This window comes from Mucilaginibacter rigui, from assembly GCF_014773275.1.
Taxonomy (GTDB): domain Bacteria; phylum Bacteroidota; class Bacteroidia; order Sphingobacteriales; family Sphingobacteriaceae; genus Mucilaginibacter; species Mucilaginibacter rigui_A.
Map to the genome: position 1 here is coordinate 1,072,327 of NZ_JACWMW010000001.1, position 23,428 is coordinate 1,095,754.

Genomic DNA, 23,428 nt, shown 5'->3' on the forward strand with positions numbered 1-23,428 from the left:
CATTACCCAATTTATTTATGATACACTTATTGAAAATGGTTATCGTTCCTGGGACGTTAATTTTGAAACTATCATCAATGTTGTTGAAGAAATCATTGTCTTTTATGGCAAGTTCAACTATGGCGAACACTTTGAGAAAAATAAACTGCCCTCATTGATCAGTTGTTTTTTTACAGACCGATATGCCGCAGAACTTCAAAACTTTTCGATTAGAGGCGGCGAAATTAAGTACGGTTATCAATTACAGATACCTATTGGGGTTAATTACGATATGGCAAATAACGCCTATCAGGATGAACCACCTGTGCAGTTTTTCTTTCAGCATTTGTTGAACGTGCTATTGACGACGATCAGCCAAAGGATAACACAGTACGCCTACCATGCTGAAGGACACTCCGATATTGACGAAAATAGCGAAATGGGTATGCTATTTGTCAAATGGATGAAGCAAAAAAAAGAAAGAGGCAATCTTCGGCTTTATACACTTAATTATGAGCGGATTTTTAAAGTATTGTTAGAGCGCACCGGGACACCCGTTTTTGAGGGTTTCGATTGTGGAGAGTATATCGCTTATACAGATCGGTTAAGGGCAAATGTACCTAAGATCCTGGCGGATGATATAAGTGATGTGCATTATAATTTACATGGCTCTGCTTTTTGGGAAGTGCTTGACCTGGATCATGCACAGCTGCCTAATCCTGAAATTGTACTGACCGCTTTTCCTCATTTACCGATTAACAACAGCCCTGCATCTTTTCAGGTAGAGAAAGGAAAAACCATTATGGTCACTAATCTTATTACAGGTTATCAGAAAGCCCAGAAAGCAATGATAACGCCGTTTAAACAAATGCAAGCGGCTTTTGACAAAGATTGTTGCTTTGCCGACAATATTTATATCATCGGTTATTCCCTGGGCGACGAACACATCAATGAATCCATAAAAACCGCCCTACGACATAACTCCGCGATCAAGATTACTATTGTCGATCCTTTTTTCATCAAAAACAAGAAAGACTTTGATATCGCAATTAAATATTACCCATTTAAACAAACGACTAATTTTTCACCGACCAATATTGACGGCAATAGAATCTATAGCTATTTAGAGGGTGCTTTGATGGTTTATAACGTAACATTTCAGGATTTTTTGAAGATGCAAACCGATATTTCTTTTCGATTCCGCTTTAACTTATTGAATGATTGATGATACAGAACGAAGATAAAGACCTGGATATTTCAAATTATGCGGCTACGTTTTTACCGGATGGCCTGCCCGAAAAAGTATATAAGTTTACTACAATCAATGACAATACGCTGAAGTCGTTAAAGGATGCCTATTTATGGTATTCCCGCCCATCATCTTTCAATGATCCGTATGATTGCTATAAACATTTGTTGACTTTCGATCCTACTGAACAGGATATTATTGATTTCGTTACAAAAAATATTTGGTTGACCGGAGCGGCTTTACAGGCGGAAATCAATTACTTTTTACAACATCGGGAATTGATTCCACAGGCTCAAATGGCGACCATAGAGGATACGCTTGACGCTCAGGGGATATGCTGCTTTACAACGAATTATCGGAATACCTTGATGTGGTCACACTATGCAAAAAATCATTCTGGTATATGTATGGTCTTTGAACCTAAAAATGATATTACATCTTTCTTTATTAGCAAAGTGCATTATACCAGTGAATTTACACCCTGGAACTATTATGATAGAAACAGGATCGGTTTGATGTTTTTGATAGCAACCAAATCGTCAGATTGGGCCTACGAATGTGAATATAGGGGTATGAGCATGAATCCGGGAGCTGTTCCTTTTCAGCGGCAGGCGTTGACCGAGATTATTTTCGGATGTAAAACTAAGCAGGAAGATATCGAGGCGGTAATGAATACGATCGAGAGCGCCGGTTATCCCCGGATGAAATATACTCAGGCGTGTATGTTAACTAATAGTTTCCTATTAGATTTTAAATCCTTAAAACAATAAGATAGCAAATAGTACAGATGCAGACTGTAAATTTCAAGTTAAAAAGGCTTTGTAATTACCTCATTTTGAATCTGAGCATGCACCATCGTTTCATCTACGAGATAGGAATTGTAATTCACGACAAAGAGGTAAACATTCAACTGAGATCGGATAAGTTAAAATTTGACGACGCGAAGCTGGGCTTAGATGCGATCTTAAATAAATTTGCTGAAACAAAAGCGGAGTTGGAAACCTATGGTTATCGTTTCAATACAAGCAATACCCAGGTGAAATTTACAGCTAAATACATCGCTACACTATCCTTCTACTATTTCATACCTGAAAAAACCAAACGCAGGTACATATTTAAGTATATGCCGGTAAGCCTGAACTCGATCAAACTACTCGTCAACAACGAACTTTGGTTCAGCGATCCGAGGACTTTTAATGATCCCTTTGATACCCGCTACTCAATAGATGCCGACCCGAAAAAGGAAGAAATTATTGATTTTTACTATAAGGAAGCGAAAAAACTGGTAGGTAGTGAGGCATTATTATTAACCGATTTTATCAAAACTTTCAAAATACCCGACCGTCAGGTTTTTCTTAATGACTTAGAGAAACATCATTACGTAAATACTATAGCTGACCAATATGGCATTTGTTGTTTTTCAGAGAAGCATGCAGACCATTTGATGTGGAGCCATTATGCCGACAATACAAAAGGTATTTGCCTCGTTTTTGACTTAAACGTTGTTCCTGAAAATGATTACTATGTATTTTCCGGCTCCAAAGTGAAATATCGAAATTCCATTATTAAAAAGTTCTACGACGGTTCGCGTTATATGGATACAACAGAAATCATTTATTCAAAATATAAGAACTGGAAATATGAGCATGAAATTCGTGAACTCATGACTTTTGAGAGTGGCACCAATGAACGAACCGTTGCTTTTGATCCCAAGAGTTTGAAAGGAATCATATTTGGGCCTAAAACCAGTAACAAAGACAAAAAGACCATAAAAAGCCTTGTCGGCCAGTTGGCTAAATATCACATATCCTTTATCGAAAGTAACATTGATCTTCATAGTCACTCCATACGCCTGCTTCCTAATCAATTGAGGTTAAAGTAGATTGTTAGTCACTTCAGTTTTTCGGCTTAACAAATTTTTCACAGCATTTATTAACTTAGATAAAAGCTTTCATAATGCCGGGACTTACAATTGAACAAGGAATAAATCAAGTAATGGGTGGTCGCCACATTGTTATATTAGGTGCAGGTGCCAGTATAGCCGCAACCCGAAGAAATGCCGAATTGAACGGCAAAGTTCTGCCATCAATGTTGAATTTTATCGATGTTCTCGGGCTGCAAGATATTGTTGCAGATACGCCGCCTGAACTTCGCCATCAGAATTTTGAAACACTTTATGGCAACATTTACGCGCATGACCCCGAATCTGCGTTATTAGGACGAATCCAGGAGCGTATCCAGAACTATTTCGGGAGTATGCGATTGCCAAATACGCCTACCATCTATGATTACCTGATTTTATCGTTACGTGCTAAAGACCATATCGCTACATTTAATTGGGATCCTTTTTTGTATCAGGCGTGGTGTCGAAACCGTGAGTTTACCAAAAATCTTCCTTATATGTCATTTTTGCATGGCACTGTGGCTTTAGGTTATAGCAAGGAAGATAAACGCTCCGGGCCAGTTGGTTATCAGGCTCGGCGAGATGGCGGTGTGTTTGAGCCGGTTCCATTGTTGTATCCTATCCAGCAAAAAAATTATAATGATGGAGAATTTATTATTGAAGCCTGGGATTCATTAAAGGCAATGTTGCATAAAGATAGCGGATCCGTTCGCGCCACTATATTTGGCTATGGGGCGCCGGTATCGGATGTGGAAGCGGTTGATCTTTTAAGTGAAGCATGGGGTACAGCAGATGAAAGAGCGATGGAGCAATTTGAAGTGATTGATATTGTCGCCGAGGATGAATTGCGGGAACGCTGGGATCGTTTTATCCATACCCATCACTACGATATAACAGATTCTTATTTCGGGTCGTCTTTAGCTTTAAATCCGCGCCGCACCTGTGAAAGTTATTTTAGCCATTATCGGGCATTTACGCCAGATGAAGCGTTTCGCCGTAATAACCCGATTCCACAAAACTTTACCTCTCTTGGTGAGCTTTGGGCGTGGCACCAACCATTACTTGATGCGGAACGTCGTGAGGGAGAAAATGAGGATTGATATTTAGGGCGTTCCCCGGTTCCCTCCGGGTCCGGCTATCCGCTATATCCGCTGCGCGGGATGCCGCTCCTACCCGTAACGCATTTTCGGACGAGTTCATCATGTACAGAATGTGGAATATTCACGAGTGTAAATGGTTATAAATTACCAGCAGGTGCATCAACGGAAAGCCAACTATGATAGGATAAGTTTAGTGTTATTAATCTATTTTCTCTAAACGGTGGGTTTATTCAATACAATCAATTTGGAGTTTTTAAATTTTTAGTATTTTTGTACCATCACGATTGATATGAATCACTTTGATTTGAGCGGGTCTTTAGAGAGACCTCTTTTTTAAAAACACACATATTACTGCGATAGGGGCTGAAAATAGTCAAGTTACATTTCCCTCCCTCACCGCTGGATTGAGTGTCCAAATGCTTAAAAGCCCTGTAAATGAATATTTTACAGGGCTTTCTTTTTAAAAGAATACTCAAAACATGTGTGAATACGCATAATTCTATTGAAACATTCATTGAGACCTTTTTCGAAAAAAAAACCTCACGAACAGGTCTTTAGATTTACCTTTTTTGGTAATGATCAGGAAAAGGAAGTAACGCCTATCATCTTTATAATGAGTTGTCGAGATAGTATGAAGATGAAGTATGAGTATCAATAACTGGGCTGCCCGAGTCACTAACTTAGGTTTAACCTGATAACGGTTTAAGAATAAGCGATTGCACAAGTTTTCGCTGCGAACGGCTAAGTGGCAGTCGATATTTGCCAACTAAGACTTCTGCCTGCCCGATACTATCAATATGACTGACCGACACAAAGTATGACCGGTGGGTTAGGACAAAAGCGTCCGCCGGTAGTTGCGTTTCCAAACCCTTTAAACTGGAGTAGACCGTGAACTTTTGTTCCGGTAAGACGACATGTACGTAGTTGGCCATCGCTTCTATAAACAAGATATTGGCGATGGGGATTTTTTGCAGGCGCTGGTCACATTTAACATATAAATAGCCCGGCTGCTGCTTTAATGATCTCACCCCAGCCTGGCCGCTTACATTGGCCAAAGCCCGTTCACAGGCCTTGGTGAAACGCTCGAAAGTTACCGGCTTCAATAAATAATCGGTAACTGCCAGCTCAAACCCCTCGATCGCGTATTCCGGAAAAAGCAGTGACCAGAATAACCTGCTGTATGATCTCCTGACTTTTTAGGAACTCAATTCCGCTCACTTGCGGCATCTGGATATCCAAAAAGACCAGGTCGACCGGCTTGCTACGCAAAATGCCATTCGCTGCTACCGTGTTACGTGCCACCCCTGCCAATTGCAGGAAGGGCAGGCGGCTGACATAGGCTTCGAGTTGCTGTCGCGCCAGCGGTTCATCATCAACAATTAGGACTTTAAGCATATCGATAAACTTACTTCGTAAATATTATTATCTTCCTTGATCATCAGTTGCTGGCGCTCACCATAGATTAGCGATAAGCGTTTACGTACATTGTACAAGCCAATGCCCTTGCCTGTAGTACTAGTTTCATAGCTGTTGCGGCAAGTGAAATCGAGTTGACTCTCATTAATCAGAACATGGATATCAATAAAGTTTTCAATCAAATTGTCGGAAACGTGCTTGAATGCATTTTCTACAAAGGAGATCAACAGCAGTGGCGCGATTTCCAGGTTTTCTATGTTACCAGCTACCTTATAATTGACCTCGCAATTGTCCATGCGCAACTTTTGCAAAGCGATATAGTCGGCTAAATAAGCCAGCTCTTTATTTAAAGATGCCAAGTCCTGCCCCGAATCATACAACTGGTATCGCAACATATCGGCCAGTGCCGACAAAGTCTGCTTCGGATCACCCGTTCCTAATTCCAATTGGCTGTATAAACTATTGAGTGAATTGAACAGGAAATGCGGATTTAACTGGGCTTTTAAATAGGTCAGTTCCGCTGCACTGCGTTCTTTTTCCATTGCCACTAAACTGCGGCGCAACTCAAAACGATCCAGCGCCAGCCTAACAAATATGCCAGCCAAAATACCCAGCAGCGTCATGAATAGCCGGTTGTACTGCATATCTTTATACGTCCAGCTAAAATCAAAATGGATGGGCACGATCATGTTTTGCAACAGCAAACCCATGATCCATGCAGCCAGGCCTGCCAATAATAATCCCACCAAACCCGATAGTATGATGAGCCTGCCCAAGTTCCTCCGCCGGAAATAATCGGGCATCAGATAAGCATACAGCGCATAAAAGGTCAGCAGGATAAGCCCTGTATCCAAAGCCGAAAAATACAGTCGGTTCCATTCGTTATTGACATAAAAGTACAACAGCCGGTTCCACATCAAAAAGAACACCAACCAGAAGCCCAAATGCACCCCAAATTTACGCATAATCTAAAGTACGCATCATCAGTCAAATGCGTCTTACCACTCGTATAAAATTTAGAACCGTTCGTATAATAGCCTGGCACCCGCTCATGGTTAAGCCATTATTTTGGTGCCATGAAAAAGCTATTGATCTGCTTACTGTTTTTTGCCGGTGCCGCTGGCGCACAGGTGCCCTTGGCTGCATCCTATTTAAAAGAAGCAGAGGCCGCCGCTCAAAAGCAACAGCTATGGAAAACATCGCTCTACGGTCCGATGCTCTTCGTCGATCAGCAAAGCCGGCACACCTATGCCAACATGACCGACAGTGCGGGAATACTGAAACCCGAAGGCGGGATATATACGGGCTCGCTGCCTAAAGATGTGATGGTTGCCAATACGGCCATTCACTGGGGCGGCCGTACCTGGTCAGTGCTGTTATGGCCTTTGCCTGAAGACCGCAATGAACGGCTTAACTTGCTGTTACATGAATCCTTTCATCGCATCCAGGAACAGATCGGCTTCCCCGCTAAAAGCCCGACCGCCGATCATTTGAGTACCATGGAGGGTCGCATATTTTTCTTTTTGGAGCTGCAAGCACTTAAAGCTGCGCTGCAAAAACCGATTAATCGCAGGCAAACAGACCTGGCTAATGCTTTAGCTTTCCGTCAAAAACGAGAACGATTGTTTCCCAGTACGTTTACCAATGAACGTATTCTGGAAATGAATGAAGGTTTGGCTGAATATACGGGCGTATCGCTTGGCCGCAGCGATCTGCGCCGACACCTATATGCCCAGATTGATACGGCCGGTAACCGAAAATCACTGATCCGTTCCTTCGCCTATTTAACCGGACCGATCTACGGACTGTTCCTACAAGAAAAAAAGAAGCACTGGACGCAGCAGATCGACTCCAATACTAATTTCCCGAACCTGATCAGTCGCTATTACCAGGTCAAAGCCAATAGGGCGCCGGACGAATCGATCTATAATGGCTTTGTCATAAGGTCATCCGAACGGCAAAAAGAAACCATTCGCCTTCAAACTGTGGCCGATTATACCGAAACTTTTACAAAAAAAACGGTGTTGCGCATTATGCTGATCAAAATGAGCGTGATCTTTAATCCCAACACGCTTTTCGACTTGGGTACTTACGGCACAATCTACCCAACAGGTGAGATAAAAGATAATTGGGGTCACCTAAAGGTAAACAAAGGCGGAATGTTGCTCAAAGATTGGCATATTGTGAGCGTACCAGTAACGGGAAAATTGGATATAGCCGCCCGGCACTTAGAGGCCGATGGCTGGACGCTGGATCTGGCAGAAGGCTGGCGTCTCGTCAAAATTGACGACTTAAACTATACGCTGCACCTAAACTAATAAAAGCAGCAAACAGTTGGAAAAAATAGTATTCAGCTGCGCGATTTGATTATTTTTACGGTATAAAGAACCTGGTATAATATCAGTAGATTGTTAGTATATAGTATCTGCAGTTTGTTGTAACCATGATGAATTCAGCAACATTTTTTGCACGCATAAAAAAGTTTATTTAAACTTTCATGAAAAAACAGTCCTTGCAATTATAATTTACTTGTACATACAGCGCTGAAGGCTCCCAGCACAGTACCGACAATTGGCAGGTGGGTGATCAGCAGATGAATGTGGTCTGGTTAATAATATTGTTTTTTACCGAAGAACAATATTTGACTGTATTATTTAAGTGATTGTAGTCAAGTGTATTAGTGATACTCGTTACTTGTTTTTTAGCCGGTAAATAGCCATTTTTACCATCTAAAATACCGTTATGAAAAAGATACTGATGCTCACCGGGTTTTCTGAAAATGCAGATCATGCCGCACAAACTGTTGCAAAAGTTGCGCCTCAATTGAATACGGATATTTTACTTTACCATACCTATTACGATCACCCTATACTCCCGACCTATGCCGGCGGCCCCTTGGTGGTCGAAGAGTTCGCCTTTCGGAAGGAGGAAAGCACCGCGAAACTCAGCCATCACCGTGATGATTTTTTTTCAGGGCTGTTCGACCGTTCGACAACTGCCGCCGCGCTGGATAATCAGCACCTTCCGCTAATGATTATCCCCTCAGAACAAACCTATGCGCGCTGATCAGTTTAATACAAAGGGGCTGAATGACAGCGAAGTTATCGCTGCCAGGTTAAAATATGGCCAAAACAGCCTTTCGTTTAAAAGAGAGAACGGATTTATAAAGGCGCTGACCGCACTGGCTAAAGAACCCATGGTCCTGCTTTTGTTGGTTACCTCGGGTATTTATTTTATCAGCGGGAAGCCGGGTGACGGCTTTTTCCTGGCTGCGGCCATTGTACTGGTGGCTGCAATATCTTTATACCAGGACTCCCGTAGCCGGAACGCGCTCGAAAAGCTGAAAGATTTTTCGCAACCCAAATGCAAAGTGATCCGGAACGGTGAGATTATGGAGATCGACAGTGCATCGCTGGTAGTTGGCGACGCCCTGATGGTCGAAGAAGGCATGTCGGTTATGGCAGATGGCCGGATCGTACATTCCAATGATTTTTCGGTTAATGAAAGTATCCTTACCGGCGAATCTTTAGCCGTTTATAAAGACAGTTCTTCAGCCGATCCTTTCATTTTTCACGGGACGACCGTGGCCAGCGGCCTGGCCATCGCCACGATCACGGCCATTGGCAACCAAACCCGTTTGGGCCAGATCGGCAAAAGCCTGGAGCAGATTGAAGAGGAAAAAACGCCACTGGAACGGCAGATCAACAATTTTGTAAAAAAAATGGTGATCGCAGGGCTGGTCGTATTTTTGGCCGTATGGGCGATTAACTATTTGCATACAGCAAATATTTTGGATAGCCTGATCAAAGCGCTCACGCTGGCCATGAGCATCCTGCCGGAGGAGATCCCTGTTGCGTTCACTACGTTTATGGCACTTGGCGCCTGGCGGATGATGAAAATGGGCATCGTGGTTAAACAAATGAAAACGGTGGAGACCCTGGGCAGCGCATCGGTAATCTGTACGGATAAGACCGGTACCCTAACTGAGAATAAAATGAGCCTGGCCAAAGTATATACCCTGCAGGAGGACCGAATCGCTGATGCTAAGGCAAAACACCTTAGTGAGCATGAACTGCAGCTGATTAGCCTGGCCATGTGGGCCAGTGAACCGATACCCTTCGATCCGATGGAGGTGGCTTTGCACGCAGCTTATGCCGGCTCAGGACTTAAAGATGAGCGGCATGATTACCGGATGATCCACGAATATCCGCTGGGTGGCAAACCACCCATGATGACCCATCTGTTTGAGAATGAAAAAGGACACCGGATAATTGCTGCTAAAGGGGCACCGGAAGCGTTGATCAGCATCAGTCATTTAAACAGCGACGAGAAGAGACGGATCGCAAGTGCCATTGAAGTAATGGCCGCGGAAGGGTACCGGATATTGGCCGTAGGGGAGGGTAGTTTTACCGGCGATGATTTCCCCGCCAGGCAGCAGGAATTTACTTTTGCATTTAAAGGATTGGTGGCCTTTTATGACCCTCCTAAAAAGAACATCAGCGCTGTATTACAGGAATTTTACCGTGCCGGTATCGCGGTTAAAATAATTACCGGCGATAATGCAGAAACCACCGGGGCTATTGCCCGTCAGATTGGTTTTCAGGGCGCTGATCAATGCATTAGCGGCGACGCACTAATGGAGCTTTCCGGCAAAGCGCTTAGCGAAACGGTTGAAGCAGCGAATATTTTTACCCGTATGTTCCCGGATGCCAAACTAAAGATTATTAACGCATTAAAAGCTAAAAATGAAGTGGTGGCTATGACCGGCGACGGCGTTAATGATGGCCCCGCGCTGAAGGCTGCCCACATTGGTATTGCCATGGGTAAAAAAGGTACGGAGATAGCTAAACAGGCAGCATCTCTGATCTTGCTGGAAGATGATCTTTCAAAAATGGTAGCTGCTATTGCTATGGGGCGTCGAATTTATGCTAATTTGAAAAAAGCTATTCAATACATTATTTCCATCCATATTCCGATCATTCTGACAGTGTTTATGCCGTTGGCCCTGGGATGGGCTTATCCAAATATTTTTTCGCCGGTGCATATTATTTTCCTGGAACTAATCATGGGGCCTACCTGCTCGATTATTTACGAGAACGAGCCAATGGAAAAAAACACGATGCTACAAAAGCCGCGCCCCTTCAGTACCACCTTTTTTCATTGGAAAGAATTAACGATGAGCGTGATACAAGGACTGGTGATTACCGGGGGTACCCTGGCCACTTACCAATATGCAGTAAGCCAGGGTGCTGACGAGCCACTGACGCGTACGATGGTATTTGTTTGCCTAATCACAGCTAATATTCTGCTGACCCTGGTAAACCGTTCCTTTTATTATTCATTGGCTACTACTATCCGGTATAAAAATAATTTGGTGTTAATTATTATTGGGGTTACCCTGCTTATATCAGCTTCGCTGATCTACCTTGAACCGTTAGCACAGTTTTTTGGTTTTAAACAGTTGAATATAAACCAAATGGCAATAAGCTTAATAATTGGTTTTATCTCCGTTACATGGTTTGAGTTGTATAAATGGCGGGCACGTATAAATATAGGATCATGAAAAATCAGACCTGTCGAAATATACTGCTGGCACTTTTAGCGTTCCGTGCCTTAGTGGGTAAGAGGCCGCTTTGTGCTGATGATCTCCTCAGATGGCGGTAGTATTATTTTAGGGTTAGCAGTGTGGTAACACTACGTTTTTACACATCGCCAAATGATTGAAGAGTGTACAATCGTTTGATCTGCATCACAAATGATTGCTTTTTAATTGTTACTTTTGTTAAGTTTGAAAAAGTTCACGGCCATATTGCTTTTAACAGCTTACCTGTTCTCGACAACTGAATTGCACCAGTTGCTGAAGATACCTGTGATTTTTGAGCATTTTGACGAACACCTGAAGGAAAACAAAAGCATTTCATTCCTGCAATTCCTGGACATGCACTACATGCATGGCAGCCCAAGGGATAAAGACTACAGCGAAGACATGAAACTGCCCTTCAAAACGGCAGATAACTGCACGGCAATGATATCACCTGTGCTGGTTCCTCAAGTATTACCGGCGCTCACAATTCCCGTGACATTTTCGGCAGAAACGAAATTACAAGCCTTCTATCCCGGGTTTAATCATTCCGCATATTTATCCAGTATCTGGCAGCCGCCAAAGGCTTGTTAATTAGTCTTTCTTCCAAGATTATTTATAGTGCTCTGCATAGCAATTCATGCTACCCGGTACTTTCTGAATTACTAATTTTTCAAGATTTTATTTTATGTTAAATCATATTATCGCTTTTTCCGTAAGGAATAAGCTGATCATTGGGCTTTTTATCATTGCCCTGATTGGCTATGGCAGCTACCAGTTTACCAGGCTGCCCATTGATGCCGTACCTGATATTACCAACAACCAGGTACAGGTTATTACCGTAGCTCCGTCATTCGGGGCTACTGATATCGAACGTTTAGTTACCTACCCGATAGAACAGGCCAACAGCAACATTTCCGGTCTCAAGGAAATCCGCAGCTTTTCCAGGTTCGGCCTTTCACTGGTCACGATCGTATTTGACGATGCCACAGATATTTACTGGGCGCGACAGCAGGTGGCCGAGCGTTTACAAAAAGTGCTAAGCCAGATACCTTCCGGTATCGGGACACCTGAACTTGGCCCTGTAAGCACCGGTTTGGGCGAGATATATCAATATGTATTGCGCCCTAAAAAGGGCTATGCTGCGAAATACAATGAAACCGACCTGCGGACTATCCAGGACTGGATAGTCCGCCGCCAACTTCTGGGTGTTAAAGGTGTTGCCGAGGTGAGCAGCTTTGGCGGTAAGCTAAAGCAATATTCGATCGAGGTTGATCCTAATAAATTGTTTTCGCATAATATGACGATTACCGACGTATTCAAAGCACTTGAAAATAACAACCAGAATACTGGTGGAGCTTATATTGAAAAAGGGCCCACTGTGCTTTACATCCGCAGCCAGGGACTGATTGGCAACATAGACGACATCAATAATACGGTGATTAAAACCACTATTGGCGGATCGCCCATTTTTATCAGAGACGTAGCCGATGTTAAAATTGGCTACGCCACCCGGTTTGGTGCGCTGTGTTATAATGATGAGGGGGAAGTTGCAGGCGCGGTGGTGATGATGTTGAAAGGGGCTAACAGCAGCGAGGTGATCAAAAATGTCAAGGCGCGCATCGTACAGATCCAGAAAACCATGCCCGAAGGCGTGGTGATCGAGCCATTTCTGGACCGCACCAAAATGGTTAACAATGCCATTGGTACGGTAGAGCGCAACCTGCTGGAAGGCGCGCTGATTGTGGTATTTGTGCTTGTATTGTTCCTGGGGAACTTCAGGGCCGGGCTGCTGGTTGCTTCCGTAATTCCATTGGCCATGCTGTTTGCCATTATCATGATGAACCTGTTTGGCGTAAGCGGAAACCTGATGAGCCTGGGGGCGCTGGATTTTGGCTTGATTGTAGACGGAGCCGTCATTATTGTGGAAGCGGTTATGCATACACTTAGCAGTAGTAAACAATTTAAAAGCATGGGCGCCATGGGCCAGGATGACATGGACAAGGAGGTAAACAGTGCTGCCAGCAAGATGATGAACAGCGCTGTTTTTGGCCAGATCATTATCCTGGTGGTGTATCTGCCTATCTTCACATTGCAGGGCATTGAAGGTAAAATGTTTAAGCCCATGGCACAAACGGTAGCATTTGCTTTACTGGGCGCTTTTATTTTATCACTTACTTATATCCCTATGATGAGCGCCGCCTTTCTGAGCAAGAAAATCAAGCAGAAACCGAACATTTCAGACCGGCTGATGACTAAAGTAGAAATAGCGTACCAGTCAGCCCTTAACCGGATCATTGCTTTTCCGAAAATGGTTGTGTTAACCGTTGCGGGCTTATTTATATTTTCAGCTTATATTTTAACTACACTGGGCGGTGAATTTATTCCAGCACTGGAAGAAGGTGATTTTGCCGTTGATACCCGCGTACTAACGGGAAGCAACCTGCATACAACTATCGCTAACACCCAAAAAGCAGCCCATATCTTAAAAACACAGTTCCCTGAAGTGGAAAAAGTGGTTACCAAGATTGGCAGCGGCGAGGTGCCGACCGACCCGATGCCGATGGAAGCCAGCGATATGATGGTGATCCTGAAACCCAAGGACGAATGGACATCAGCAAAAACCTTTAATGAACTTTCCGAAAAAATGGGCAAGGCCTTGCAGGCTGTTCCGGGTGTTACTGCGGGTTTTCAGTTCCCGGTGCAGATGCGCTTTAACGAACTGATGACAGGCGCACGCCAGGATGTAGTTTGCAAGATATTTGGCGAAGACCTGGATACCCTTGCAGCTTATGCCAATAAACTGGGTAAAATCATCAATACTGTTGACGGTGCTAAAAACCTGTACGTAGAGGCAGTTGCCGGCATGCCGCAGATCATCATTAACTATAACCGCAGCATTATAGCGCAATACAACCTCAACATAGCCGATATTAACAAGGTGGTTAACACGGCGCTGGCCGGGCAAAGCACCGGAACCCTGTTTGAAGGTGAAAAGCGCTTTGAGGTAGTGGTCAGGATAAGCGGTGAACAGAAAAAAGATCTGAAGGATATCCAAAATTTGCTGATTCCGACACCGGGAGGCGCGCAGGTTCCTTTGTCTCAATTGGCCGATGTACAGATCAAGGATGGGCCCAACCAGATACAGCGGGAGGATGCCAAACGCCGTATTGTTGTAGGGTTTAACGTTCGCGGCAGGGATGTACAAACCATTGTAAACGACTTGCAGGCCAAGGTGGATAAGCAACTCAAGTTCCCGGCCGGATATTATGTAACCTATGGTGGCGCCTTTGAAAACCTGAATGCTGCCAAACAGCGCCTGATGATTGCGGTGCCGGTTTCGCTGCTACTTATTTTTTTACTGCTCTATTTCGCTTTTAACTCTATCAAGCAGGGGTTACTGATATACTCCGCAATTCCTTTATCAGCTATCGGGGGGATACTATTCCTGGCCCTGCGGGGCATGCCATTCAGTATTAGTGCAGGTGTAGGCTTTATTGCTTTGTTTGGTGTTGCTGTGCTCAACGGCATTGTATTGATCTCCGAGTTTAACCAGTTAAAAAAAGAAGGTATGACCGATTTAAAACGTATCGTGTTAATGGGTACCAAAGTAAGGCTAAGGCCGGTACTCATGACCGCTTTTGTTGCCTCGCTGGGATTTTTCCCCATGGCTATCAGTAACGGTGCGGGTGCCGAAGTGCAAAGGCCTTTGGCCACCGTAGTGATAGGCGGCCTGCTGATCGCAACTTTTCTGACTTTGTTTGTATTACCCGTTTTGTACATCATGTTTGAAAAAGGATTTAAGACCGTACTCAGCAAAAAAAACACCACGGTGCTATCCATTTTTCTGCTGTCTGTGATAAGCCAGGTATCCAAAGCGCAAACACCAATTACGCTTAAAGCAGCTATTGATACTGCTGTAAAAAACAATTTGCAGGTAAAACATGAGCAGTTAAAGGCAAAATATCAGCAAATGCTGATTGGCACATCGGCCAGCATTTCGCAGGCCACGTTGTTCGGCGAAACGGGTCAGATCAACAGCAATTATACTGATACCAAGTTTGGTATATCACAGTCTTTTAACCTTCCCACTGTCTACGGCAGGCAAAAGGAGCTTTTAAAAGCTGATTGGAAAAACAGTGTATTGAGCATAGCTGTCAATGAGGTGCTTTTAAAAAAACAAGTGAGCCAGGTGTACTATGCCCTGGTTTATATGGAACAGAAAAAGTGGTTGTTACAGCACACAGATAGCCTGTACCTGGAATTTTATAAAAAAGCGGAGTTGAGGCTGGCTAAGGGCGAAACCAATATATTGGAGAAAACCAGCGCCGAAACCTTACTGGGACAAGTACAAATGCAATTGAACCTGTTGAAAGAAGATGAGGCTCTATTGCAATTGCAGTTCCAGCTGTTATTGAATTCTACAAAGGTGTTCACAACAACCGGCGCCAGCCATAAATTAAACCTTGCTGTTGGTGACAGCCTCAACTTAAAAGAACACCCGGCAGTAAAATTAATAGCGCAACAACAGCAAATTGCGGATGCCGCAACACGCGTGGAAAAAAGCAGGCTTTTACCTGATCTGACCATCGGCTATAACAACACCAGTATCAAGGGTGTCGGGGCCGATAATAAGCTGTATAATGGCTCGAACCGGTTTAATTCGGTGCAGGTGGGAATTGGTATCCCCATTTTCGCCGGCGCCCAAAAAGCCCGGATCAACAGTGCCAGGGTGAACAAACAGCTGGCGGAAAGTAATCTCGCGTTAACGGTGCAAAACATAACATCGGCTTACCGGGCGGCAGATCTCCAATATCAAAAATATCTTCGGGCAGTATCGTATTTTGAAGGCAAACCCTTAAAAAATGCTGAATTAATCGTCAATACGGCCAACCAGCAAATGGCGGCCGGTAATATCAACTACCTGGAGTGGGCACAACTGGTTAACCAGGCTACCGCGATAAAAAATGATTACCTGGAGGCTGTACGCAACCTCAACGAAGCGGTGATACAACTTAACTATTTTTCTAACAACTAAAATTCAGATCATGAAATCCATCATATATTTATCGGCACTCGTGTTAACCTTATCCGCCTGCGGCGGTAAAAAACCGGCGGCAGAAACAACAGACAGTGCAGTCAACCCTAATATTGTAACACTTACAGCCGCACAGCTGGAAAATGCGGCAATAACCACCGGTAAGATTGAGCAAAAGGAAATATCGTCCATATTAAAACTCAACGGCAAAATTGATGTTCCGCCGCAAAACATGGTTTCCATCAGCGTGCCTTTAGGCGGGTATCTAAAATCCACCAAATTGTTACCAGGTATGCACGTGAATAAGGGCGAAGCAATCGCCGTTATCGAAGACCAGCAATACATCCAGTTACAACAGGATTACCTGACAGCGAAAGCGAGGATAGCCTACCTTGAAAATGAATATAACCGTCAAAAAGACCTTAACCAGAGTAAAGCCAGCAGCGACAAAGTTTTTCAACAGGCCGAGGCCGAATACAGGAGCCAGCAGGTGCTGATCGCTTCTTTAGCGGAGAAACTGCAGCTTATCGGAATCAACGCACGAAACATCAGCGCAGCCAAAATATCGCGGAGCGTGAATATTTATTCCCCCATAAGCGGCTTTATATCCAAAGTAAATGTTAACATAGGCAAATACGTATCCCCGACTGAGGTGCTCTTTGAACTGGTTAACCCTACAGATATTCACCTGGCGCTGAAAGTGTACGAGAAAGACCTGGATAAATTATACATCGGTCAAAAGCTGGTGGCCTACACCAACAATCAGCCGGAAAAAAAGCACGAAGCCGAGATATTACTGATCGGCCGAGACCTTTCTGCCGACAGGAATGCGGATGTACACTGCCATTTTGAAAACTATGATAAAACCCTGGTACCCGGTACTTACATGAATGCCGATATACAAGTGAAAAATACCCGGGCTTATGTCATAAGCAACGAAGCCATTGTGCAGTTTGAGGGTAAACAGTATATCTATAAAGTTATTGGCAACCGTCAGTTTGAGATGACTCAGGTCAATACGGGCGAAAGTGAAAATGGGTTTACAGAAATTCTTTCGCCGGCAAAAGACATGACCCCGAACGCCGTTTTTGTGACCAAAGGCGCGTATTCGTTATTAATGATGATGAAAAATAAAGCAGAATAATACAATTTAAATCAGAACAATCATGAGAAAATATGCTGCGTTCAGCTTTTCGGTGGCTGTAATTTTATTGGCTGCACTGGCTGCCTGCGATAAAGCAACTCTCTATAATGGAAATGTTTATATCGCCATTCTGTATAAGAAAAATCCGCAGAAGGGATTTAAGGTCTATTACAAAAAAGGCGTGCCGGAGAAGGACAATAAAGAAACTTTATTGAGTGACGGTATGCAGACTACCAATGAAGCAGGAACCGTGACCTTTTATCAGTTAACTCCCGGCAGCTACACTTTTTATACATTCGGCTATCTGCCGGAAGCAGGTAGGGTCGTCAGCCGGGACACGAATTTAGTTATTCGCGCACGCTATCGGGATGAAAGTAATTATCGGTTTGATCTTACCTTAAATTAAAATCATCTATTGCTATCCAATACGGATAACTGGTGTTAGACCGTTATCCGTATTGTTTTACTGTTGCCAGAGAAAACCTTTTTATAATTGCTCAGTCTTAACCGCATTTAGGGTTTCGGCTACATTGGCCTATCGGCACACCATAACAATCTGCTCTTTGTTTATCATTCATTACTTGTTGTTAAATATACTTTTGCTGTAAACCCATGCAGTTGTACTAATTTTTAATGGTTAATAAACCCGCATTAATAGCAACAATAACGGTGCTCACGGTCATCAACACAGCCCCAATTGCCGGACTTACCAAAATGCACTGGTTATACAATACGCCTGCGGCAAGCGGTATCGTCACCACGTTATAGCCGGTTGCCCATGCCAGGTTCTGGATCATTTTCCGGTAAGTAGCTTTACCAAACAGGATCAGGTTGACAATGTCCTGAGGATTGCTGTTAACCAAAACGATCCCGGCAGTTTCAGCGGCGATATCGCTGCCTGATCCTACGGCGATACCAATATCGGCCTGCGCAAGCGCAGGGGCATCATTTACCCCGTCACCGGTCATGGCCACGAATTCGCCTTTTTTTTGTAGTTTTTTGATCTTTTCCAGCTTCTCGTGGGGCAACACTTCCGCAAAAAAACCATCCATTTTCAGTTGTTTGCTGACGCTTTCAGCTACCTGCTTATTGTCACCGGTGAGCAGGATTGACTGAATATCGTTATCATGCAAAGTGGCTATCGCGTCGGCAGATTCCGGCCTGACTACGTCAGCCAGGGCCACAAAACCGGCTAGTTGATCATTGATCAATACAAACACCACCGTCTCATTACCAACCGTGTGGTAATCCGGAGGCAGCTGCAAATTATTTTCTTTAAGATAGCCGGGACTAACGATCTTGACCTTTCTCCCTCCTGCAACACCCGCTACACCTTTACCGGTGATCGCTCTGAAATCTGAAACCTGCGGCAGGGTCAGATTCCGCTTCTTTACTTCGGTCATGATTCCGGTTGCAATAGGGTGCTCAGAGTGGGCTTCCAATGCGCCCGTTAAACGGATCAATTCATTTTCATTTGAGGCCTGTTCACCTATGGTTGACACGCGTGATACCTCAAACTTTCCTTTAGTCAAAGTCCCGGTTTTATCAAAAACAACGGTTGTTATCTTGCGGGAGTTTTCAAAAGCTGTACGGTTCTTGATGAGCAGCCCATGCTGTGCTGACAAGGCGGTTGATCTGGCCACTACCAGCGGAACAGCGAGTCCAAGCGCATGGGGGCAGCAGATCACGATGACGGTAACCATTCGCTCCATGGCAAAGGCGATATCGCGGCCCAGGCTTATCCATACAACAAACGTAGTAATACCCGCCAAAAGGGCAATGATTGTCAGCCACCGTGCTGCTTTATCCGCCAATAGCTGGGTGTTGGATTTAGCATCCTGTGCGCTTCGCACCAGGTCAACCACCTTGAAGAGATAGGAGTCCTTACTGCTATGGGTTACCCGCACTTTCAAAGATCCGTTGCCGTTTACTGAACCTGCGATCACCTTTTGTCCCTTGATTTTTAGAACGGGTTTAGACTCGCCCGTCAGCATCGATTCATTCAGGTAGCTTTCCCCTTCTTCGACCAGGCCATCTGCCGCGATTTTTTCACCAGGTTTAACGAGGATAAGGTCGCCTTCTTTCAATGTTTCCGTTTTTACATCCGCTGTACCGTTTTCTTGGATCAGGTGAGCAGTTGACGGCATAAGCTGAACAAGCAATTCCAACTCACGCGAAGCGCCGGCTACCGACCGCATTTCGACCCAGTGACCAAGCAGCATAATGAGGATAAGCGTGGCCAGTTCCCAGAAGAAATCCATGCCTTTTAACCCAAACACCGTTGCGGTGCTATAGCCATAGGCCACGGTTATCGCGAACCCAATCAGGGTCATCATCCCCGGATTCTTCGCTTTCATTTCAGAAAACCATCCCGTCAAAAACGGCCAGCCTCCATAAACGAATACTGTGGTAGAAAGTAAAAATAGTACATATTGACTGCCGGAAAAGCCTATCTGTAAATGCAGCCACTGCTGGGTCATGTGCGATAAAAGCAGGATCGGCAAGGTCAATACCAATACTACGTAAAAACGCTTACGGAAATCAGCGATCATCGCATTATGGTTATGTCCGCCATGCCCCATATGCTGATGGTCTTTATCATGATTCCCATTATTTTGATCTGTCATGTGGTGATGCGTCTGATGTTCCATCGCGTTTCTTTTTAATAGGTTAATGTTAATCCGGCCCCCAATCCCATATCGCTGTCGTAATGACTGGATAGGGAAAAGGTTTTATTCACGATATAACGTAATCCACCTGTATATTCTTTATCGGTATTAGCCATCAATGTCATGCGTAAACGGCTGCTTAACGGTATATCTTCCCGCCCAAGCTGAAATCTAAACTTACCGTTACCGTCAACACGAAAATCAGCCACAAATAACATTGGCAGCGTATAGGCTAAGCCTACTACAGCTGTGTGCCTGTTATTCTTGTTGCTAACCTGGCCAAACATATTTTTCTCCACTTCATCTGTCCGTTTGTAGTGGTAGTCAAAGCCCGCATATGCATAGAGCCATTGCATACGGCCGAAATATCGCCCAAACATGGTCTCGCTCTCATAGCCTTTGGTGTCATTAGTGCCCAGGTGCCACATCGTCGAAAATTTCCAGCGGGTATTGGCCAATGCCGCGTTACCGTCGCTGCCGTTACTCTCCAATCCCAATTTAGCGGAGGCGTAAAATTTGCGGTCATCAGCAGCCACTTTTTTAAAACCGGCTACCGGATCAGGTACTTCCGGGTTTGGTGGTGAATTCTCATAGCTGAAGATGCGGCCCATGCCGCTCATCATATGGTATAAAATATGACAGTGAAAGAACCAGTCGCCGCTTTCCGTCGCCCGGAACTCGATGGTGTCGCGCTCCATGGGCATAATGTCCAGCGTATTTTTTAGCGGGGCATAATCTCCTTGTCCGTTCAACACGCGGAAGTAATGGCCGTGCAGGTGCATTGGATGCCGCATCATGGTATTGTTATACAAAATGATCCGTACGTTTTGCCCCTGTTTGATCAGTATCTTATCAGACTCAGAAACGGTTTTATTATTTATCGACCATACATAACGGTTCATGTTGCCGGTTAGCTCAAAGTTAAGCGTTTTAGTAGGGCCACTGGTTAAAGTGGTCACATGAGTAGACTTGAGCATATTGTAATTTAAGGTAATGATATTGCCAGTGCCTGCGCCCATATCCATGCCCGCCATAGGCTGCATAGGTTTTGACGTGTCCTTTCCCATACTTTCATCTTCGCCGGATATTTCAGGATACATCACAGTATTCATGTCCATGACCTGGTTAGTCATCACCATACCATTCATTTCCTTCATATTTCCCTGCATATCCATCATGTTGTTCATCATGTTCATGCCTTCAAAGTACTTCAGACGTCCCATCTTTTTAGCCGGATGTTTCATCCCGTTTCCTAACCAAAGAGAAGTGTATTTTGTCCTGTCCTCGGGCGTAGCCAGGAATTCATAGCTGCCATCTGCCGGGATGGTCACCACCACATCATAAGTCTCCGCCACACCAACGATCATCCGGTCAACGTCTACCGGTTGCACGTCTTCGCCATCATTGGCCACTACCTGTATTTTTCCCCCTGCCCATTTGAGCCAGAAATAGGTAGACGAACTACCGTTGACTACGCGTAAGCGCACCTTTTCGCCTGCCTTAAATTGCGGAGCCTGCGCTTCAACTTTCCCATTGCTAAAAAATCGGTCGTAATAAACGTCGCTTACATCCATGGCGTTCATACGCTTCCATTCGTTGGTCAGCTTGGTTTTCAGGTGCCCGGTTTTTAAAGCCTGCCAATAGTCCTGCGTACTGCCTTTGCGGATGGCATACCAGTCGGTCGCATTATGTAAGCGGCGCTGCACCTGCTCGGGGTTCTCATCCGTCCAGTCGCTCAGCAATAAAGTATATTCTTTCATTGGCTGAGGCCTGCGCTCGTGAATAATAAACGCTCCGTACAGGCCGCTTTGTTCCTGTGTCATGGTATGCGAATGATACCAATAGGTGCCATGCTGTACCAGCGGAAATTTAAATAAGTGTGTTTGCCCGGCGAGAATAGGCGTCGTTGTGAGATACGACACACCATCGTAACGGTTAGGCAAAATCAAACCGTGCCAATGGATGGAGGTTTCCATCATCATTTCATTATGCACGTAGATCTCCGCCGTATCGCCCTCGGTAAACTCCAGCGTCGGTGCGGGTATGCTGCCATTAATAGCCATGGCGGCTGTTTGCTTACCGGTGTAGTTTACGGTAGTATCGTTAATATACAAGTGGTAGATGTCCCGATTGCCGATCCTGGTATGCAGCGGAAGATGCTGACCTTTGCCCATCATCATAGGATGCTGCGCAAAGGCTACTCCAAAAAGCAAAAATAGAATACTAAATAATAAGATTAATTTTTTCATGGTATAAAACAGGCCGAAGCTTTCACTCCGGCCCGTATATTTTATTTTGCAGCAGGTAAAGTTTCCTTAACCTCACCGCAGGTTAGCATTTGATTACCGTAATAAGGATTTTTGATGGCCGCTGATTCGCTTAACCAATAAGACTTTTTCATCGGGCAATAGTTGCGGTAAACCGGCGTACTGTTAAACTTACCGGCTTTTACCAGCGTGTACATGTTCTCTGATAGTTTGGCAAAATGTTCGCGCTGATGGGCTATATTATTGCTCTCACCAATATGCCGGGCATCAAACAATAGTTTATCTTTTTGAGCCTCGGTCAATTGATCGGCTGGAACGGCGGTTACTGTGCTTTGAAATTCTTTTGCTTTGGTATTTGCAGTGGCCGCATTGCCACTGATCAGAGCGTTCTTTACACCGTAATAGGCGGTTAATATCGCATCTTTGGATGAATTGGTTTGCGCTTTCACTTGCGTAAAGGACAATAGCGCCAAAAAGGCGCATACGAGAATTGGAAGCTTTTTCATGCTCTTAAATTTTAAAAATGAATATTAATTCCTGATTAACAGGAAATTATTGAGGTTAAACTTGAATAAATGATCAAAAGATCATTCGTTTCTTCAGGATCGAAGAAATAGAAAAAGGATCAGATACGAAAAACACAGTTACGCAAAAATACGGGGACAGCCGGAACGGATGGAGGTGCCTGGCTTACCGGGTACTGAACCGTTAGCGGTACATTAGGATAAGACAATGATCCGAAAAAATGAACTGCCGGTAGCACAACCGCACTGGTACCCAGGGTAAGCTGGCTATAAGTGACCGAACCGCTTTTATCTGATTTGAGCTGCTGGTGCTTATCTGTACAGCACTTTTTAGTTGATTTTGCCTTAAGATCCATGCCGCAGGTATGGCATTTTTCGGTGTGACTGTGCCATAGTAATACCTTGACCAGCCTGCCCATACAGTACTGGTAATGCAGCGTTGCCCCGGAAGAAACGCCCAGGTACAACACAGCTAAAAAGGTTATGAACAGCTTTTTGATCACGATACAAATATCATCAATATAACGGAAAGCGATTTATATAATTTTCAATTGTATT

18 protein-coding genes are annotated in these 23,428 nt (G+C 44.3%); 11 read left to right on the forward strand and 7 right to left on the reverse strand.

Going from position 1 to position 23,428, the window contains the following annotated elements:
- The first annotated feature begins 271 nt into the window (after positions 1 to 271).
- The 4 genes from IDJ75_RS04900 to IDJ75_RS04915 all read left to right on the forward strand — a co-directional run bounded on the left by IDJ75_RS04900 (position 272) and on the right by IDJ75_RS04915 (position 4,231).
- Positions 272 to 1,204 carry an SIR2 family protein gene (locus tag IDJ75_RS04900; RefSeq protein ID WP_191174472.1) on the forward strand — a complete coding sequence of 311 codons (933 nt, stop codon included), beginning with the start codon at positions 272 to 274 and terminating at the stop codon, positions 1,202 to 1,204.
- Positions 1,204 to 1,998, forward strand: coding sequence for a DUF2971 domain-containing protein (locus IDJ75_RS04905; RefSeq protein WP_191174473.1), 795 nt, complete (start codon positions 1,204 to 1,206; stop codon positions 1,996 to 1,998). The genes IDJ75_RS04900 and IDJ75_RS04905 overlap by 1 nt, the downstream gene beginning before the upstream one ends.
- 77 nt (positions 1,999 to 2,075) lie before the next feature.
- On the forward strand, positions 2,076 to 3,110 hold the full coding sequence (locus IDJ75_RS04910; RefSeq protein WP_191174474.1) for a DUF2971 domain-containing protein: 1,035 nt from the start codon (positions 2,076 to 2,078) through the stop codon (positions 3,108 to 3,110).
- A 74-nt stretch (positions 3,111 to 3,184) separates the two neighbouring features.
- The gene (locus IDJ75_RS04915) at positions 3,185 to 4,231 is read left to right on the forward strand and encodes a hypothetical protein (protein WP_191174475.1); all 1,047 of its coding nucleotides are present in this window, start codon (positions 3,185 to 3,187) and stop codon (positions 4,229 to 4,231) included.
- 686 nt (positions 4,232 to 4,917) lie between these two features.
- Here IDJ75_RS04915 and IDJ75_RS04920 read toward each other — a convergent pair.
- The 3 genes from IDJ75_RS04920 to IDJ75_RS04930 are packed head-to-tail and all read right to left on the reverse strand — an operon-like array spanning position 4,918 to position 6,612.
- On the reverse strand, positions 4,918 to 5,334 hold the full coding sequence (locus IDJ75_RS04920; RefSeq protein WP_191174476.1) for a LytR/AlgR family response regulator transcription factor: 417 nt from the start codon (positions 5,332 to 5,334) through the stop codon (positions 4,918 to 4,920).
- Positions 5,335 to 5,356: 22 nt separating this feature from the next.
- A complete protein-coding gene (locus IDJ75_RS04925) occupies positions 5,357 to 5,626 on the reverse strand; it encodes a LytR/AlgR family response regulator transcription factor (RefSeq protein ID WP_191174477.1) in 270 nt (89 codons plus the stop codon).
- A complete protein-coding gene (locus tag IDJ75_RS04930; protein ID WP_191174478.1) occupies positions 5,611 to 6,612 on the reverse strand; it encodes a sensor histidine kinase in 1,002 nt (333 codons plus the stop codon). Before IDJ75_RS04930 ends, IDJ75_RS04925 begins: the two co-directional genes overlap by 16 nt.
- Positions 6,613 to 6,723: 111 nt before the next feature.
- Between IDJ75_RS04930 and IDJ75_RS04935 the strand changes: the two genes are divergently transcribed.
- The 7 genes from IDJ75_RS04935 to IDJ75_RS04965 all read left to right on the forward strand — a co-directional run bounded on the left by IDJ75_RS04935 (position 6,724) and on the right by IDJ75_RS04965 (position 17,816).
- Positions 6,724 to 7,965 carry a hypothetical protein gene (locus IDJ75_RS04935; RefSeq protein ID WP_191174479.1) on the forward strand — a complete coding sequence of 414 codons (1,242 nt, stop codon included), beginning with the start codon at positions 6,724 to 6,726 and terminating at the stop codon, positions 7,963 to 7,965.
- Positions 7,966 to 8,389: 424 nt separating this feature from the next.
- On the forward strand, positions 8,390 to 8,713 hold the full coding sequence (locus IDJ75_RS04940; protein WP_191174480.1) for a hypothetical protein: 324 nt from the start codon (positions 8,390 to 8,392) through the stop codon (positions 8,711 to 8,713).
- Positions 8,703 to 11,210 (forward strand): cation-translocating P-type ATPase, encoded by a 2,508-nt coding sequence (locus tag IDJ75_RS04945; protein ID WP_191174481.1) that lies wholly within the window; start codon positions 8,703 to 8,705, stop codon positions 11,208 to 11,210. Before IDJ75_RS04940 ends, IDJ75_RS04945 begins: the two co-directional genes overlap by 11 nt.
- 225 nt (positions 11,211 to 11,435) lie before the next feature.
- The gene (locus IDJ75_RS04950) at positions 11,436 to 11,822 is read left to right on the forward strand and encodes a hypothetical protein (RefSeq protein WP_191174482.1); all 387 of its coding nucleotides are present in this window, start codon (positions 11,436 to 11,438) and stop codon (positions 11,820 to 11,822) included.
- A gap of 94 nt (positions 11,823 to 11,916) precedes the next feature.
- The gene (locus IDJ75_RS04955; protein ID WP_191174483.1) at positions 11,917 to 16,266 is read left to right on the forward strand and encodes a CusA/CzcA family heavy metal efflux RND transporter; all 4,350 of its coding nucleotides are present in this window, start codon (positions 11,917 to 11,919) and stop codon (positions 16,264 to 16,266) included.
- Between the two features lie 10 nt (positions 16,267 to 16,276).
- Entirely contained in the window at positions 16,277 to 17,410 is a 1,134-nt protein-coding gene (locus tag IDJ75_RS04960; protein WP_191174484.1) for an efflux RND transporter periplasmic adaptor subunit, read from the forward strand.
- 22 nt (positions 17,411 to 17,432) lie between these two features.
- Positions 17,433 to 17,816 carry a prealbumin-like fold domain-containing protein gene (locus IDJ75_RS04965; RefSeq protein ID WP_191174485.1) on the forward strand — a complete coding sequence of 128 codons (384 nt, stop codon included), beginning with the start codon at positions 17,433 to 17,435 and terminating at the stop codon, positions 17,814 to 17,816.
- 217 nt (positions 17,817 to 18,033) lie between these two features.
- Here the strand turns inward: IDJ75_RS04965 and IDJ75_RS04970 are convergent, their stop codons facing one another.
- The 4 genes from IDJ75_RS04970 to IDJ75_RS04985 form a co-directional block, all read right to left on the reverse strand.
- On the reverse strand, positions 18,034 to 20,061 hold the full coding sequence (locus IDJ75_RS04970) for a heavy metal translocating P-type ATPase (protein ID WP_191174486.1): 2,028 nt from the start codon (positions 20,059 to 20,061) through the stop codon (positions 18,034 to 18,036).
- An 11-nt stretch (positions 20,062 to 20,072) separates the two neighbouring features.
- Complete coding sequence (locus IDJ75_RS04975) at positions 20,073 to 22,328, reverse strand: multicopper oxidase domain-containing protein (RefSeq protein WP_224746479.1); 2,256 nt, start codon at positions 22,326 to 22,328, stop codon at positions 20,073 to 20,075.
- 41 nt (positions 22,329 to 22,369) lie between these two features.
- A complete protein-coding gene (locus IDJ75_RS04980) occupies positions 22,370 to 22,852 on the reverse strand; it encodes a DUF3347 domain-containing protein (protein WP_191174487.1) in 483 nt (160 codons plus the stop codon).
- 119 nt (positions 22,853 to 22,971) lie between these two features.
- Positions 22,972 to 23,373, reverse strand: coding sequence for an HYC_CC_PP family protein (locus tag IDJ75_RS04985; protein WP_191174488.1), 402 nt, complete (start codon positions 23,371 to 23,373; stop codon positions 22,972 to 22,974).
- Positions 23,374 to 23,428: the final 55 nt, after the last annotated feature.